Origin of the sequence: Acetobacter cibinongensis, from assembly GCF_000963925.1 — a bacterium.
GTDB lineage: Bacteria > Pseudomonadota > Alphaproteobacteria > Acetobacterales > Acetobacteraceae > Acetobacter > Acetobacter cibinongensis.
Window position 1 is genome coordinate 100,677 of sequence record NZ_BAMV01000008.1, and the last position, 14,166, is coordinate 114,842.

Sequence of the window (14,166 nt, forward strand, 5' to 3'; positions counted from 1 at the left end):
GGCAAAAAGACCACACCCCGCACAGCAGGCTGGCTATGCCGTGCGGGGGCGTGCTTAGTCGTTTGCCGGGTAGGAGCGAGGGTAAATAACCTTGTCCGCAGGCCCGGGCGCATGAGGGGAACCCTTTTTGCCACAGCCAGCCAGAGGCAGTGCCAGCATGGTCAGGGCCAGAATACCAAGGGTGAAGCGCATCATGCGTTTAGGCCTTGTCTGTTGGGGTGTTGAGCAGATCAAGCCATTTGCGGGCTTCACGCTGCACATTGCTGCCTGCTGTTCCGCCCTCGCTGGTGCGGGAGGCAATGGAGGCTTCAACGGTGAGAACAGAATAAATATCCTGCGTAATGCCGGGTTCTTCTTCCTGCATTTCTGCCAGCGTCAGTTCTGCCAGATCAACGCCCTTGGCTTCAGCCTTGGCAACCAGACGGCCAGTAACGTGATGGGCCGTGCGGAAGGGGGTTTTGAGTACCCGCACCAGCCAGTCCGCAATATCTGTGGCTGTGGAATAGCCTGACCCAGCTAGGGCGCGCATCTGGGCGGTATTGGCGGTCATGTCCCGGATCATGCCGTCACAGGCGGCCAGAGACAGGGCGGCTGCGTCTGTTGCTGCAAAAACCGGTTCTTTATCTTCCTGCATGTCCTTGGCGTAGGCCAATGGCAGGCCTTTCATGACCGTAAGCAGGCTGACAAGGCTGCCGGTTATGCGGCCAGTCTTGGCGCGTACCAGTTCAGCAGCATCCGGGTTGCGCTTTTGCGGCATGATGGATGAGCCGGTGGTGAAGGCATCCGACAGCCGGATAAAAGAGAAAGGGGACGAGCACCAGATGACAATTTCTTCCGCCAGACGGGAGAGGTGCATGGCCATGATGGACAGGGCGGACAGATATTCCAGAGCAAAATCCCGGTCAGAGACGGAATCGAGAGAATTGGCGGTAGGCCGGTCAAAACCCAGCAGGCCAGCGGTCATTTTGCGATCAATGGGGAAGGATGTTCCGGCGAGGGCTGCGGACCCAAGGGGGCACTCGTTCAGGCGTTTACGGGTGTCCGCCAGACGGCCCCGGTCACGGGCCAGCATTTCTACATAGGCCATCAGATGGTGGCCGAACGTCACAGGCTGGGCTGTTTGCAGGTGCGTGAAGCCGGGCATGGGGTCGGATGCATGGGTTTCCGCCCGCTGTGCCAGCGCCCGCATAAGGGAGGCCACCTGCTGGTCCAGCCCGTCAATGGCATCCCGCACCCACAGGCGGAAGTCTGTTGCAACCTGATCGTTACGGGAGCGGGCGGTGTGCAGGCGTTTGCCTGCTTCTCCAATCCGGTCAGACAGGCGGGCTTCGATATTCATGTGAATATCTTCCAGCGCCTCTGAGAATTCAAAGTTGCCAGCCTCAATATCCTGCCCGATGCTGTTCAGGCCGTTGCGGATGGTTGCTTCATCTTCTTTCGAGATAATGCCGGTATGGGCCAGCATGGCAGCGTGGGCCAGAGACCCGGCAATATCCTGCCGCCACATGGCTTTATCAAACCCGATTGACGCATTGATAGCCTGCATGATCTGGGATGGCCCGCCTGCAAACCGGCCACCCCACTGCATGTTGGCGTCTGCCTTTGATGGCGTTTCTGTTGTGTTGTCGCTACCCGCAGCCATATCCAGCCCTTACCCGTGTCCTTAGAAAAACCTGATGGGAGAAACCCCGCACCCTACTGATGCAACGCCGCTGGCGCAAACGGCAGTTGCACACGGCAGCATAATTCCCATCTGTTTTGGTAGCGGGGCAGCCTTGTTACGCCAACCGCTTTTGGCCTAGCCGCAGAGAAGTTATCCTGACAGAGTAGGATTAACGCGTTATTTTAGGAGTTTGTTTTTATGAGCACGACCCAGAAACTTGAGACATTCGGCGTGATTGACCCCGGCCCCAACGTCCTGCTGGAAGTGATCCGCGCACCCAATGCCATTGAAGCCGTGAAGCGCCTTGAAACCAAAATGCGGGGTGCTGACTACGTGAGCGGTCGCGTTTACGCAGAAGGCGGTGAAAACTCGCTGGAAGGGAAAGGCCCGGCCTACCTGGTTTATAACCTGACCGACTCCGGGCTGGATGAAGAAGGTCTGGCTGGCGGTGATGCCGGTCTGGTGCGGGACCGCGCCGAGGAAGTTGGCGTCTTTACCTCCACCCCCAAAAACTAAAACTATCTGGCTGGAGCGCCTTTAAGCGTGGGCGTTCCATCCACGGCTGTGCAAGTGCACGCGGCCAGTAAGATGCGCCCACCAGCGCAAGGCGTGAGAGAGAACGGAGCAGATAAGGTTATGGCGGCATTAGAAGCGGATTATCCCCCATGCGTTGCAGTTTTTGGCACGGATGGAGGGAGCCCGTTCGTGCTGGTCAGTGACCATGCGGGGCAGGCTGTTCCTCCAGAGATGGACGGTTTGGGGCTGAGTGCTGCTGAGCGTGCCCGGCACATCGGCTGGGATATCGGGATTGACGGGGTAGGGCGTGCCCTGTCCCGTAAATTACATTGTGTGCTGATAGAGCAGGTTTATTCCCGTCTGGTGATTGACTGTAACCGGGCACCGGGGCACCCCACCTCCATCGTGACCGTCAGTGATGGGACACAGGTTCCGGCCAATCAGGACCTGACAGCCGCGCAGCGTGCAGCGCGGGAAAATGCCATTCTTCACCCCTACCATGACCGGATTACGCAGGAGCTGGATGCACGGTTGGGCAGGCCCACCGTTGTTGTGGCGCTGCACAGCTTTACGCCGAGCATGAACGCTGTTGCACGGCCTTGGCAGGTAGGCTTGCTGCATAACCGGGACCCGCGCCTTGCTCATATTATGATTGACCTTCTGGCACAGGAAGGCCTGACAGTTGGGGATAATCAGCCCTACGCGCTCACGGAAACATCGGACTACACTATTCCCAAACATGGTGAGCAACGCGGCCTGCCGCATATGGAAATTGAGATCAGGCAAGACCTGATTACTGAGCCGGAGGGGCAGGAAGAATGGGCTGAGCGCCTTGCCCGCCTGCTTCCAAAAGCGTGGGCGCTGTTTTGCGCGCAGTACCCGGCACACCAGCCCACAGCCCAGATGCAGGATGCAACGGTATGAGTACCAGGCAGCCAGACCTCACCGACCTTCCGCGCCAGAGAGTAACAGGTAAGGCGCGTCTTGCCGGTGTGCTGGGATGGCCGGTTTCCCACTCCCGCTCGCCACGCCTGCATAATTACTGGTTGGCCCGCTATGGGATTGATGGAGCCTATGTGCCACTGCCCGTAAAGCCGGAACAGTTTGCTCTAGCTGTCAAAGGTTTGCAGGCGGCCGGGTTCAGGGGGGCAAACGTCACCATACCGCATAAAGAGGCTGCTTATGCTCTGGCGGATGAGCTTGACCATTCTGCCCGGCGCGCAGGCGCTGTAAACACGCTTATTTTTGAAGAAAACGGATCCATTCGTGGGCTTTCAACGGATGGGGACGGCTTTGTGGCCAGTCTGGAAAGTGCAGGCCATACCCCCAAAGGTAGGGCTTTGCTGCTTGGGGCGGGCGGGGCCGCGCGCTCTGTTGCTGCGGCCTTGCAGGACCACGGGGTTCAGGTTGCTGTCAGTAACCGGACGCAGGACCGCGCAGAGGCACTGGCACACGCATTGTCCGGTCTGGACGTTGTGCCGTGGGATGTGTGGGAGGAGCGGTTGGGAGCCTATGACCTGCTGGTCAACACCACGTCCCTCGGGATGGAAGGCGGCCCGGACCCGATGTTCCGCCCGAGTTTACAGCATGCCGCACCCCATCTGGTTGTGGCGGACATTGTCTATGTCCCGCGCTTGACCCCACTTTTGGCAGAGGCTGAGCAAAAAGGCCTGAAAACCGTTGGTGGGCTGGGTATGCTCCTGCATCAGGCCCGGTTGGGTTTCAGGGAATGGTACGGGCATGACCCGGAAGTAGATGCGGAACTTGAGGCTTATGTGCGTGCCAGTCTGTAACCAGCGCAGATTTGGTTAGTAGAGGCTATGGCAGGAGGGCAGGTGATCCAGCGCAGGCAGTGTCATGGTGGTTTGCACATTCTCGGCCTGACTGGCGGCATGGGGATGGGCAAAAGCACGGTTGCAACCATGCTGGCCAAAGCTGGCCTGCCTGTTTTTGATGCCGATGCAACAGTGCGTGCGCTTCAGGCTGATGGCGGAGCAGCATTGCCTGCCATCAAGGCGCTTGTGCCTGGGGCTGTACAGCATGATCATCTGGACCGTGGGGTATTACGCCGTGCCGTTGTTGCGCAGCCCGGTTTGCTCCGGCAGCTTGAGCGGGTGATGCACCCACTGGTATGGGCAGCGCGCAACCGTTTTCTGGCCTATCATCGGCGCATTGGCACAGCATGGGTTGTGCTGGATGTTCCTTTGTTGTTTGAAACCGGGAGCAACCGGATCTGTGACCATGTTCTGGTTGTGTCTGCGCCCGCGTTGATACAGGCCGCTCGTATTGCCCGCAGGCGTGGCGTGCCGGTGGCAGAGGCCCGAAAGCTGATTGCCCGCCAGATGCCGGATGCCCGTAAAAGGCTGCTGGCCGATACAGTTATAGAAACCGGCGTAGCCTTGCCAGAAACACGGCGGCAGGTGCGCTCTTTCCTGAAAGTTCTGACGTCATGAAACGCTCTATCCTGTTTGATACGGAAACCACGGGGCTGGACCCGGCGACCGGCGATAGAGTGATTGAAATTGCAGCGCTTGAACTGGTGGGGGATCTGCCAACCGGCAACACTTTCCATGTGCTGCTCGACCCTGAGCGGGATGTGCCCGAGGAAGCCAGCCGCGTGCATGGTTTTACGCGGGCCGACCTTGAAGGTAAGCCAAAGTTTGCAGAGGTGGTGCAGGACTTCATGGCGTTCATCGGGGATGATGCGCTGATTGCCCATAATGCCCGGTTTGACTTTGGTTTTCTGAATGCGGAACTGAAACTGGCGGGGCATAAGCCGCTGGATATGGGGCGCATGGTGGATACACTGGATATGGCGCGTGAGCGTTTTCCCGGTATGCCCAACAGCCTGGATGCCCTGTGCCGCCGTTTTGGGGTCGATCTGTCTGCCCGTACAACCCACAACGCCTTGCTTGACTGTAAATTGCTGGCGGAAGTGTATGTTGAACTGATGGGCGGCCGCCAGCACGGGTTGGGTCTGGTGGCGGAGGGCGGTCAGGCCCCCAGTGTTATTTATGATGCGCCAACCCGCCGTCAGGTCGTGCGCGTTGTTCCCACCCCTCAGGAAATGGCGGCGCACAGCGCCTTTGTTGAAAAACTGAGTGATGCTGTCTGGAATACGTAATGGTTCCAACGAGTACTATTTTTTTTGTGAGTGGTATTTGTGAGTGGCGTTGTGTTTCCTCTTCTTCTAAAACATGGCACAACAGTATGACGTCAGTTTTTCAGGCCTCTGCCGGGCAAGGATATGGTCCGCCAGTCGTAATGTAAGGAGCCTCTTGATGCGTTCTGCATCTGTTCGCGTGTTTGCTGCTATGGCTTTGGCCAGCATGTGGTCCCTTACCGCATGCGCTCAGTCGCCATTAGGGCCGGAAACAGGCAAGGTTTCTTTCCACACGCGGTCAGCAGACCTGGGTGTAGGGTACACGTGGGGACAAGGGATTTTGACCTACGGTGACCGTACTTATCCGTTCACCATCAAAGGTGCCTCCGCTGCGGCTATCGGCTATTCAAGTGGCGTCAGCGTTGGCAAGGTGTATAACCTGAACCGCGTAGAAGATTTTGCCGGTACGTTCTGGGCCTTAACCGGGGAAGCGACCGTAGGTCGCGGTGTCAGCGGTGTGCTGATGGAAAACGACAACGGCGTGCGCATCCGTCTTGATTACACCCGGAGTGGTGCCCGGTTGGCTGCGTCGCCCGAACGCCTGACCATCCGTTTGGTGAAAGGTGCTGCCTCAGCCAAAGAGGCATCCAAACCAGCGTCGTCTTCCACTAAATAAAGCAGCCTCTTCGCAGTTTCTCTGACAGTCCGGCAGGGTCAAGGCCCGTGCCGGACAAGAGAGTTTCCTGTTTTTTGTAGGTGGGTTTACCGCCGCATCAAGTGTTGCACCGTGTTACGCAACACGGTGCTTTCTTCAAAATAAAGCAAGGCTCTCTGGCGACCGGCAGCACCCATTCTGTGCCGTAAGGCCGGGTTGAGCGCCAAAGTCCGCAGGGCCGAAGCCAGTGGGGCTACTTTTGCCGGTGGCACAAGCAGGCCTGTCTCGTTTTGCACGACCTGCTCTCTCGGGCCACGAATATCGGTGCTGACCACTGGCAGACCTGTCAGCATGGCCTCGATAATGGACATTGGCAGGCCTTCAAAATGGCTCGGCAGGGTGAAAATATCAGCCGCAGCCAAAAGTGCCGGAATGTCGGTGCGATACCCCAGGCATTTCAGGCGTGACCCTAAAGCAGCCCGCGCCTTGGTAAAGCTGGCATTCAGCACTGACCCGTGGTCAGAGTCCAGACGGTCTCCCACAACCCAGAGCTGGGCCTGTGGCACGCTCTCCATAGCCTCAAGCAGTTCCGGGTAGCCTTTGTGACGCACAAGGCGTGACACCGCGATAATGACCGGCGTGCCGTCATCCGCGCCAAGCTCCTGACGGATGCGGGTGCGTGCAATTGGGTCGGGCTTAAAGCGTGTACCATCCCGGCCATTGCCAATGGCAATGGGCCTGCGGTGAATGTGAAGGCGGCGGGCGTCTGCTGCTTCCTCTTTTGAAACAGTCAGGTAGGTGTTGGTCAGCGACCCACATAGCTTTTCGAGTACAAGAGAAAGCAGGCGTCTGCCTTTGGAGCCGGGCTGGTTGAACAAAAAGCCGTGGCATGTGTAGGCAATGTGCGGCACGCCGCATAGTTTGGCTGCAACACGCGCCAGAATGCCTGAAATAGGCATATGGGCGTGTACCATATCCGGTTTTTCACGGCGGATAAGGCGCACCAATGCCAGAAACGCCTTAGCCTGACCGAGTGGGGAAAAAGACCGGACAAAAGGCAATGTCTCAACCCGGAACCCCTCGGCTCTGGGTTGTTTGAGAAATGGTCCATCCGCACACACGCCAATGACCTCATGCCCCTCATCCCGAAGGCTCCGCATGAGGGGGAGAATAAATTGCGTGAGGGCGAAATCGACATTGGTAATTTCGAGAATTTTCACGAAAGGCTCATTCGCTCACAAGAGACAGCGCCCAGCGAATAGGCGGGCAGGGAAGTGGCTGGGGTTGTGTGGGGTGTGCAAAAGGCAGCGGGGAGGACACATCTTCTGCTGCGGCAGCCCTGGCTTCTTCCACGCGGCGTGCCTGACGGGCTGCGGCTTCCTCTGCACGGGCCTGTTCTGCAAACAGGGTTTCCGCCATGCTGGCTGTCCGGGCGTGGGAGGTGGAATAATGCAGGTGCGTCACCCCTGCCAGTAGGGTTGGGATGCTGTCGGCTGGGGGCGGATCACGCGGGATAGGTGCGTAATCATCTTCCTCCGCTTCGGCTTGCTGGAATGTTGTGTGCTGGTCCTCTGCAGCCGGTTCAAAATGCTGCGGTTCTTCAGGGTAGGCGGGGTAGGGGTCGTGGTCGGGAGTGTCATGATGCACGAACTGTGACACATCCTGATAGTCTGATACCGGGTGTTCCTGTTCTGCATCACAGGGAGCCTCATTATAGGCTGTTTCATCCTGTGCGCTGACGTGCTCTTCACTATCGGCCACGGGGTCAGCTTCCTCCGCTACGGGCGGGAGAAGGGGAGTAAGAACAATCTGGTAGGTCGAGGCACGATGCGTGCCACCCAGATAGACACTTTCTTCTATTGTTGCGTGGGCATCTGACTGAAAGAGCCAGCTTTCTTCTTCCGTATAAAGGAGGAAGCCGTTTTCCGTCTGTTCAATCGTGACATCGGGGTGCAGGTGAAACCGCACGCAGAAGTCTGTGCGGGTGCCGCCCGGTAGAGTTTCCTCCCCACGCAGGGTCTGGCCTTCGCGGCCCAGATAAATCTGGCGCGTGTAGGTGCCGCCGCCTTGTTTGGAATACCCGTCATGGGTCATGTACAGCCAGTGTGCACCATCAAGGCTGGCATTGTTGCGGGTCACTTTTGGCCGACGCGCCACACCGCCTGCGGCTGTTAGATCAAGTGGCGAGAGGTCTTTAAATTCCAGAACGGAGTGAGCGGCCGCATGGCGCAGAGCTTGTGACCAGCCCGGCTGGCTGCTGGAGCCGCAATTGACAATAATACGTTGCTTGCCAGACGAAAATTCAAAAGACAGCATACCCGCGTGGGCTGTGGTGTCATGCCCTGCCGGGGGGGCTGTCCCGGCATCGGCCAAGAGTAAAGTGCGGCCACTTGCCAGCCGGACATATCCGCTTTCGGGCTGGCTGGCAGCCATGACACGGCTGCGGGAGGCTCGGCTTAAAACATGCTCAACCCAGTTTGGGTCCCGCTCGGTGCTGCCATTAAACACCATCAGGCCGCCATCGCTATGGCGCATGGCGCGGAGCACGGGGGCAGCGCGGTTGGCCGTTTCCATCAACGCTGTGGGGAGTGGTAAGCGGGAGGTCTGAAGAATACTCAGCATCTCGGCCATTTCACGCACGGCCTGAAGCTGATTTTCCGGGTTGCGGGTGATGTGGCTGCCATCTGGTAGAAACTGCTGCGTAATGGCCGCATCAATCAGTTTGAGGTAGCGGTGCAGAAAGTCCTGCTGTTCGGGCAGGGCTACTGCTACGGCAAGCAGTCCTTTCAGGGCGGTCAGGGCGTGCCAGTTGTCCGCACCCTCGGGCATGAGCGCCATGATGGAGCGCCCTTCCATAATAAGGGCAGCCATAAGGGACTGTCGGAAATGCTCATCTGCCGCAGCGGCAAAAAATTCGTAATAGGACAGCCAGGAGGCAAGCCGCGCACCCGTAATGGCGGGATCAGACACAGGGCGTTCTGGCCCCGGAATGCTCACCCATGTTGCTACAAGACTGCGGGCTTTAATGCGGGCTGATTCAGCCCCCAGTTCACGCAGGTCACGGAGCCATTCAAAACTTTGTAGCCAACGGCGGTAAGCCTCAGGCCAGCTTGGATTGTCCCATTGGCCATGCTGGAGATGACGCGTAGTGCCATCAAACAGCGTCTGGTTGCGCACAAACCGCTCCCCGACCGTGGGGTTGCCGGGCCACGGGTCGCGCAATGTCTGAGCCGGGGTAGACGGAACACGGCCAAAGCCCCCCAGCGGGTTACGCATGGCAAGGGTCAGGCGGGCATCACGGGTCCAGCGGCGCAACGACATTGGAAATTTTCTGCTCCGGAGCAAGAGGGCGGGAAAGGCGAAGCCGGTTTTATTCGGCACTCTGCGGTTTAAGGGCGGCTATGGCGGCAGCATAGTCAGCATGGGCGTAAATGGCGCTGCCTGCAATCAGCACATCTGCACCAGCTTTTACGGCAAGCGGGGCTGTTGTGGCGTCTATGCCCCCATCAACCGCAAGGCGGATGTCCCGCCCGCTTCTGGTAATCATGTCCCGCAGGCGACTGATTTTGGAAAGTTGGCTGGTCAGAAATTTCTGCCCCCCAAAACCGGGGTTCACGGTCATGACCAGAATAATATCCACCACATCCATAAGCTCGCTCACGGCTTCAGGTGGGGTGGCGGGGCAGAGCACAATACCGGGTTTGGCCCCAAGAGCACGAATGTGCTGCAAGGAGCGGTGGGCATGTGGGCCTGCTTCAATATGGATAAGGATGTTGTCAGCTCCGGCCTTTGCAAAAGCCTCAAGGTACGGGTCTGCTGGCTCAATCATCAAATGCACGTCAAACGGCAAGGTTGTGTGCGGGCGCAGAGCTTTGACAACCTGCGGGCCAAACGAAATGTTGGGCACAAAATGCCCGTCCATGACGTCTAGATGAATCCAGTCCGCGCCAGCTTTGGCAACGGCGGCAACCTCTTCTCCCAAACGGGAGAAGTCGGCGGCGAGAATGCTTGGCGCAATAAGGGGGCGTGCTACGGATGTCATGGTTTGGTTATCCGCAATACCGCAGCACGGCGCAACTGTGTTGTGTAATAAAAACCTTAGTCGGCAGGGCGAATAAAGCGGGCGGCGAAGAACCCATCCATGCTGCCTTTGTCAGCCCACATGCCGGGGTGGGTCCGTAACCAGCCTTCTGGCGTAATGGCTTCTGGCAGGAAAGGGAGCTCTTCGGGCGTGAAAGGGGAGGCCTGCCAACCCATTGCAAGTGCTGCACGGGCGCGGGCCGGTCCTTCCTCTTCCTGTAAGGAGCACACGGCATAGACCAGACGTCCGCCCGGTTTAAGCATGGCTTTAGCGGCTTCCAGCATGGCGTCCTGCCCGGCGACAAGGGCGGTCAGATCCCGCGGGCGTTTGACCCACAGTACATCTGGGTGACGGCGGGCCGTGCCGGTAGCGGAGCAGGGGGCATCCAGCAGGATGGCATCCTGCAACACATTGGGCTTCCAGGTTGTGGCATCGGCTTCCACCACCTCTACCGGATAATTCAGGCGGGCAATGTTCTCGCGCAGGCGTGTCAGGCGGTTGGGGTTCTGTTCAACTGCCGTTACCTGTGCGCCAGTCGCGGCCAACTGGGCTGTTTTACCCCCCGGTGCGGCGCAGAGGTCTGCTACATGTTCTCCCGGTTGGGCGTTCAGCAAACGGGCAGGCAGGGTAGCGGCGGCATCCTGCACCCAGAATGCGCCCTCTTCATAACCCGGTAATTCTGTAACACGGGTGCCTGCGGGCAGGCGGACAGAGCCATTTGGCAGCAGTTCGCCGCCTTCAGGTGCGATGGCACCGGGGCGGAGTGTAATGTCGAGCGGGGCTTCATGGCTGATACCACGCGCAATGGCACGGGGCACACCACGGCCCAGACCGTTCCATGAACTCCAAAGCCACTGGGGAATATTCAGGCGGCTCTGGTCCAACCCTTCCAGCAGAGCTGGGCCCTGGTCAGCCACTTTTCGTAAAACAGCGTTGGCTAGGCCGGCAAACGGCGCCAGCTTGCGCCGGCGCAAGAGAGATACTGTAGTGCCTACCGCTGCATGGGGGGGCGTTTCAAGAAAGAGCAGTTGTGCACAGCCCATCATCAACGCAACGCGTACTGGTTCTGGTGGCTCTTTGCGCAAAAATGGTTCCAGCAGAGTCCGCAATGTTCCCATATGGCGCAGTGTCGCTGCGGCAAGGCGATGGGCCGCAGCGCGGTCACGCGGGGGAGCATGATGGTCTGTGGCGGCGCGGGAGAGGCTATTTTCCAGCATACGCCGGTTTTCAACCACGCCACACAGGATATCAAAGGCCACATCCCGCGTTGGATCAGCAGGCTGGGGGGCATTCCCTGAACGGGACGTGCTGCGCTGTCTGGGTTTGCGGGGGCGGGATTCTGCTGTCATCAACTCTCTATCGGGTCTGGCAAAAATAAAATGGCTGGGCCGTGTTGGTGGTCAGCCCACCAGCAATGCGGCTTCGGCTTGGCAGGAAGCGGCTGATTTGTCCAGAAAATGCCGCAGCACGGTCGGGTAAAGCTGGTGTTCCTGGCGTAGAACACGCGCCCCAAGGATTTCTGGTGTATCCGTAGGCAGCACGGGTACAGCCGCCTGACCAAGAATTGGGCCTTCATCCATGCCTTCAGTCACCAGATGCACGGTGCATCCGTGAAGTCGTACGCCAGCCTCCAAAGCCCGCTCATGTGTATGCAGGCCCGGGAAGGAGGGAAGCAGGCTTGGGTGGATATTCAGCATTTTCCCAGCCCATGCCTGCGTAAGGAATGGCGTGAGCAGGCGCATATACCCGGCAAGGCATACTGCTTCAGCTCCACTTTCCCGCAGGCAGGTATCTATCGCTCGCTCATGAGCTTCGCGGTCTTTTTTAAAAAGCCTGTGGTCAATGGCTTTCACCGGCAGGCCAGCCGAGCGTGCCATATCCAGCCCCGGTGCATCCGGATTGTTGCTGATGACAAGGCAGATGCGGGCTGGAAAATCCGGGTCTTCACACGCCCGGATCAGGGCCGTGGCATTGCTGCCCCGGCCACTGAGCAGCAGGGCGACAGGTGTTTGGTGAGCCGTCATGCTGCGTGGAAGTCCGGGCAGGCTTCCATGTGCAGGGCCGGTTTGGCAGCGCTGTCCGCACCTTTGGCAATATGGCCGATAAGTGTTGCGGGCTCACCCATGTCTTTTAGCAGCGCCAGAACCTCATCAGGTTTTGGCGTGACAAGCACCATGCCTACACCGCAGTTGAACACACGCAGCATTTCCTCATTCGCTACGTTGCCGGTGCGGGCCAGCCATTTGAACACGGGGGGTACAGGCCACTCAGCCGTAATAACGGCGTCCAGCCCGTTGGGCAGAACGCGTGGCAGGTTGCCGGGCAGGCCGCCGCCGGTAATGTGTGCGGCTGCATGGAGCAGCCCGGCCCGGTGCAGCGCCAGAACGGAATTGACATAAAGCCGTGTTGGGGTGAGTAGCGCTTCCCCTAACTGCTGGTTGGGGGCAAACCCTGCGGGGTCTGTCCAAGCCAGATGCGCGTCTGCCACAATCCGGCGGACCAGAGAAAAGCCGTTGGAATGCACGCCGGAGGACGGCAGGGCAATCAGGGCATCCCCCGCTGCAATGGCACCGGGCAGAAGAGCACCGCGTTCTGCCGCACCGACTGAAAAACCAGCAAGGTCATAATGCCCATCGGCGTACATGCCGGGCATCTCTGCCGTCTCTCCCCCCACAAGGGCACAGCCGGACTGTTCACAGCCTTGCGCAATGCCCCGCACAACCTTGGTAGCGCTTTCTACAGATAGGCGGCCCGTGGCAAAGTAATCCAGAAAGAACAGTGGCTCAGCGCCCTGCACAATCAGGTCGTTGACGCACATGGCCACAAGGTCAATGCCCACGGTTTCGTGCAGGTCTGTATCAATAGCCAGATTCAGTTTGGTCCCGACACCATCCGTGCAGGAAACGAGTACGGGGTCTTTGAATCCGGCGGCTTTCAGGTCAAACAACGCGCCAAAGCCACCCAAGCCCCCCATGGTGCCGGGGCGGTCCGTTGCCTTGGCGGCCGGACGGATGGCATCAATCAGGGCTTCTCCAGCTTCAATATCCACACCAGAGTCACGGTAGGTCAGGCTGGAAGATGGGGTGGAGGGAGAAGAGGTCATGGCGGCACTCTTAATTATTAAGGGTCGATGCAACGGGCTGGGTAGGGTAGATTCCCTGCGGGTAGTCTTTACGGCAGGTGAAGCGACACGCAAAGCGGCATGACACGGAATACAGGAACAAAAGCAGTGCAGAAGCCTGTTATTCTCCCATCCAGGCAGGGCGAGGCCTTACACGGAGGGGGCGAAGAGGGGTATTTCGCCCCATTAATGCCAGATGACGGTATGTCAGATGTGCAGGCGTCAAGCCGCGCCCCTGCGCAGATTGCGCTGCCTTTTGCGTACCGACCCCGATTCGGGCGCTCAGACTTTGTCGCGGCTCCCTCTAATGCTGCGGCACGCGCATGGGTGTTGGATGCAGAGGCGCAATGGCGCTGGCCGGAAGGCCGCATGGTTCTGTGGGGGGATGAGGGGACCGGCAAAACCCATTTGCTCTCCATCTGGGCTGCGCGTCATGGAGCGCCGGTTGTGGAAGGCAGCCTGTTGAATGCCCACGATGTTGCTGCCTTGTTTGAGGAAGGTGGCTTCAGGGCGTTAGCGCTGGATAATGCGGACCGCGTACAAAACGAGCGAGATCTGCTGCATCTGATTAATCTTGTTCGGGAGCAACGCATGGTTTTGCTGATGGCGGCCCGCACTCCTCCGGCCCGCTGGCAGGGCATTCTGCCAGACCTTGCCAGCAGGGTGCGCGCAACGTCTTCCGTGCCGATAGGTCAGGCTGAAGAGGCTTTATTACGCCGCCTGTTTTTGCGGTTGCTGGCAGAACGGCAGATTGTTGTGGCGCAACCGGTTACGGAATGGCTCTTGCGCCGTCTGCCACGGACTGCACGAGCAATACGCGACATAGCAGAGCGGCTGGACCATGCCGCTCTTGCGTCAGGCGGGAAAATTACGCGCGCTCTGGCCAGCACCATTCTGGAAGACGCCCAACATGAACGTGACCGCGCAGACGATCTGTAATGGTGGGTGCAGGTGGGGTGAGTATGGTCAGGAGCAGCGATTTTGCATTTTTCAGCTTTGATAAAGGAACGATCAAAAAGTAAATAAA

At 58.8% G+C, this 14,166-nt stretch carries 15 protein-coding genes; 7 read left to right on the top strand and 8 right to left on the bottom strand.

Features of this window, described 5'->3' with window-relative positions:
* Positions 1 to 54: 54 nt before the first annotated feature.
* Both Abci_RS04920 and argH read right to left on the bottom strand, forming a co-directional pair.
* Positions 55 to 195: a hypothetical protein gene (locus Abci_RS04920; protein ID WP_181015816.1), complete on the bottom strand. Its 141-nt coding sequence runs from the start codon at positions 193 to 195 to the stop codon at positions 55 to 57.
* Positions 196 to 199: 4 nt separating this feature from the next.
* Positions 200 to 1,642, bottom strand: coding sequence for an argininosuccinate lyase (gene argH / locus Abci_RS04925; protein WP_048838036.1), 1,443 nt, complete (start codon positions 1,640 to 1,642; stop codon positions 200 to 202).
* A 219-nt stretch (positions 1,643 to 1,861) separates the two neighbouring features.
* Between argH and Abci_RS04930 the strand changes: the two genes are divergently transcribed.
* The 6 genes from Abci_RS04930 (at position 1,862) to Abci_RS04955 (ending at position 5,958) form a co-directional block, all read left to right on the top strand.
* Positions 1,862 to 2,179, top strand: coding sequence for a hypothetical protein (locus Abci_RS04930; RefSeq protein WP_048838037.1), 318 nt, complete (start codon positions 1,862 to 1,864; stop codon positions 2,177 to 2,179).
* Between the two features lie 120 nt (positions 2,180 to 2,299).
* A complete protein-coding gene (locus tag Abci_RS04935; RefSeq protein WP_048838038.1) occupies positions 2,300 to 3,103 on the top strand; it encodes an N-formylglutamate amidohydrolase in 804 nt (267 codons plus the stop codon).
* Positions 3,100 to 3,972, top strand: coding sequence for a shikimate dehydrogenase (locus tag Abci_RS04940; RefSeq protein WP_048838039.1), 873 nt, complete (start codon positions 3,100 to 3,102; stop codon positions 3,970 to 3,972). Before Abci_RS04935 ends, Abci_RS04940 begins: the two co-directional genes overlap by 4 nt.
* A 72-nt stretch (positions 3,973 to 4,044) precedes the next feature.
* A complete protein-coding gene (coaE, locus tag Abci_RS04945; protein WP_048838164.1) occupies positions 4,045 to 4,632 on the top strand; it encodes a dephospho-CoA kinase in 588 nt (195 codons plus the stop codon).
* Entirely contained in the window at positions 4,629 to 5,303 is a 675-nt protein-coding gene (gene dnaQ / locus Abci_RS04950; RefSeq protein WP_048838040.1) for a DNA polymerase III subunit epsilon, read from the top strand. The genes coaE and dnaQ overlap by 4 nt, the downstream gene beginning before the upstream one ends.
* Positions 5,304 to 5,460: 157 nt before the next feature.
* Complete coding sequence (locus tag Abci_RS04955; protein ID WP_048838041.1) at positions 5,461 to 5,958, top strand: hypothetical protein; 498 nt, start codon at positions 5,461 to 5,463, stop codon at positions 5,956 to 5,958.
* Between the two features lie 86 nt (positions 5,959 to 6,044).
* Here Abci_RS04955 and Abci_RS04960 read toward each other — a convergent pair whose 3' ends face one another.
* From Abci_RS04960 to purM, 6 genes are read right to left on the bottom strand one after another with little or no spacing between them, the layout of a single operon-like run.
* Positions 6,045 to 7,157 (bottom strand): glycosyltransferase family 4 protein, encoded by a 1,113-nt coding sequence (locus Abci_RS04960; RefSeq protein WP_048838042.1) that lies wholly within the window; start codon positions 7,155 to 7,157, stop codon positions 6,045 to 6,047.
* Between the two features lie 7 nt (positions 7,158 to 7,164).
* A complete protein-coding gene (locus Abci_RS04965; RefSeq protein WP_048838043.1) occupies positions 7,165 to 9,258 on the bottom strand; it encodes a heparinase II/III family protein in 2,094 nt (697 codons plus the stop codon).
* 49 nt (positions 9,259 to 9,307) lie between these two features.
* Positions 9,308 to 9,979: a ribulose-phosphate 3-epimerase gene (rpe, locus tag Abci_RS04970; RefSeq protein WP_048838044.1), complete on the bottom strand. Its 672-nt coding sequence runs from the start codon at positions 9,977 to 9,979 to the stop codon at positions 9,308 to 9,310.
* Between the two features lie 56 nt (positions 9,980 to 10,035).
* Entirely contained in the window at positions 10,036 to 11,367 is a 1,332-nt protein-coding gene (locus tag Abci_RS04975; protein WP_048838045.1) for an RsmB/NOP family class I SAM-dependent RNA methyltransferase, read from the bottom strand.
* 51 nt (positions 11,368 to 11,418) lie between these two features.
* Positions 11,419 to 12,042 carry a phosphoribosylglycinamide formyltransferase gene (purN, locus tag Abci_RS04980; RefSeq protein ID WP_048838046.1) on the bottom strand — a complete coding sequence of 208 codons (624 nt, stop codon included), beginning with the start codon at positions 12,040 to 12,042 and terminating at the stop codon, positions 11,419 to 11,421.
* Positions 12,039 to 13,121 carry a phosphoribosylformylglycinamidine cyclo-ligase gene (gene purM / locus Abci_RS04985; protein WP_048838047.1) on the bottom strand — a complete coding sequence of 361 codons (1,083 nt, stop codon included), beginning with the start codon at positions 13,119 to 13,121 and terminating at the stop codon, positions 12,039 to 12,041. Before purM ends, purN begins: the two co-directional genes overlap by 4 nt.
* Before the next feature lie 207 nt (positions 13,122 to 13,328).
* Between purM and Abci_RS04990 the strand changes: the two genes are divergently transcribed.
* The gene (locus tag Abci_RS04990; protein ID WP_146806753.1) at positions 13,329 to 14,078 is read left to right on the top strand and encodes a P-loop NTPase family protein; all 750 of its coding nucleotides are present in this window, start codon (positions 13,329 to 13,331) and stop codon (positions 14,076 to 14,078) included.
* The last annotated feature ends 88 nt before the right edge of the window (positions 14,079 to 14,166 follow it).

Coding starts and splice junctions, on each gene's coding strand:
- Abci_RS04975 (WP_048838045.1), bottom strand. CDS start 11,367: ATGACAGCAGAATCCCGCCCCCGCAAACCCAGACAGCGCAGCACGTCC.
- rpe (WP_048838044.1), bottom strand. CDS start 9,979: ATGACATCCGTAGCACGCCCCCTTATTGCGCCAAGCATTCTCGCCGCC.
- purM (WP_048838047.1), bottom strand. CDS start 13,121: ATGACCTCTTCTCCCTCCACCCCATCTTCCAGCCTGACCTACCGTGAC.
- Abci_RS04935 (WP_048838038.1), top strand. CDS start 2,300: ATGGCGGCATTAGAAGCGGATTATCCCCCATGCGTTGCAGTTTTTGGC.
- Abci_RS04990 (WP_146806753.1), top strand. CDS start 13,329: ATGCCAGATGACGGTATGTCAGATGTGCAGGCGTCAAGCCGCGCCCCT.
- Abci_RS04930 (WP_048838037.1), top strand. CDS start 1,862: ATGAGCACGACCCAGAAACTTGAGACATTCGGCGTGATTGACCCCGGC.
- Abci_RS04955 (WP_048838041.1), top strand. CDS start 5,461: ATGCGTTCTGCATCTGTTCGCGTGTTTGCTGCTATGGCTTTGGCCAGC.
- purN (WP_048838046.1), bottom strand. CDS start 12,042: ATGACGGCTCACCAAACACCTGTCGCCCTGCTGCTCAGTGGCCGGGGC.
- Abci_RS04940 (WP_048838039.1), top strand. CDS start 3,100: ATGAGTACCAGGCAGCCAGACCTCACCGACCTTCCGCGCCAGAGAGTA.
- dnaQ (WP_048838040.1), top strand. CDS start 4,629: ATGAAACGCTCTATCCTGTTTGATACGGAAACCACGGGGCTGGACCCG.
- argH (WP_048838036.1), bottom strand. CDS start 1,642: ATGGCTGCGGGTAGCGACAACACAACAGAAACGCCATCAAAGGCAGAC.
- Abci_RS04920 (WP_181015816.1), bottom strand. CDS start 195: ATGATGCGCTTCACCCTTGGTATTCTGGCCCTGACCATGCTGGCACTG.
- Abci_RS04965 (WP_048838043.1), bottom strand. CDS start 9,258: ATGTCGTTGCGCCGCTGGACCCGTGATGCCCGCCTGACCCTTGCCATG.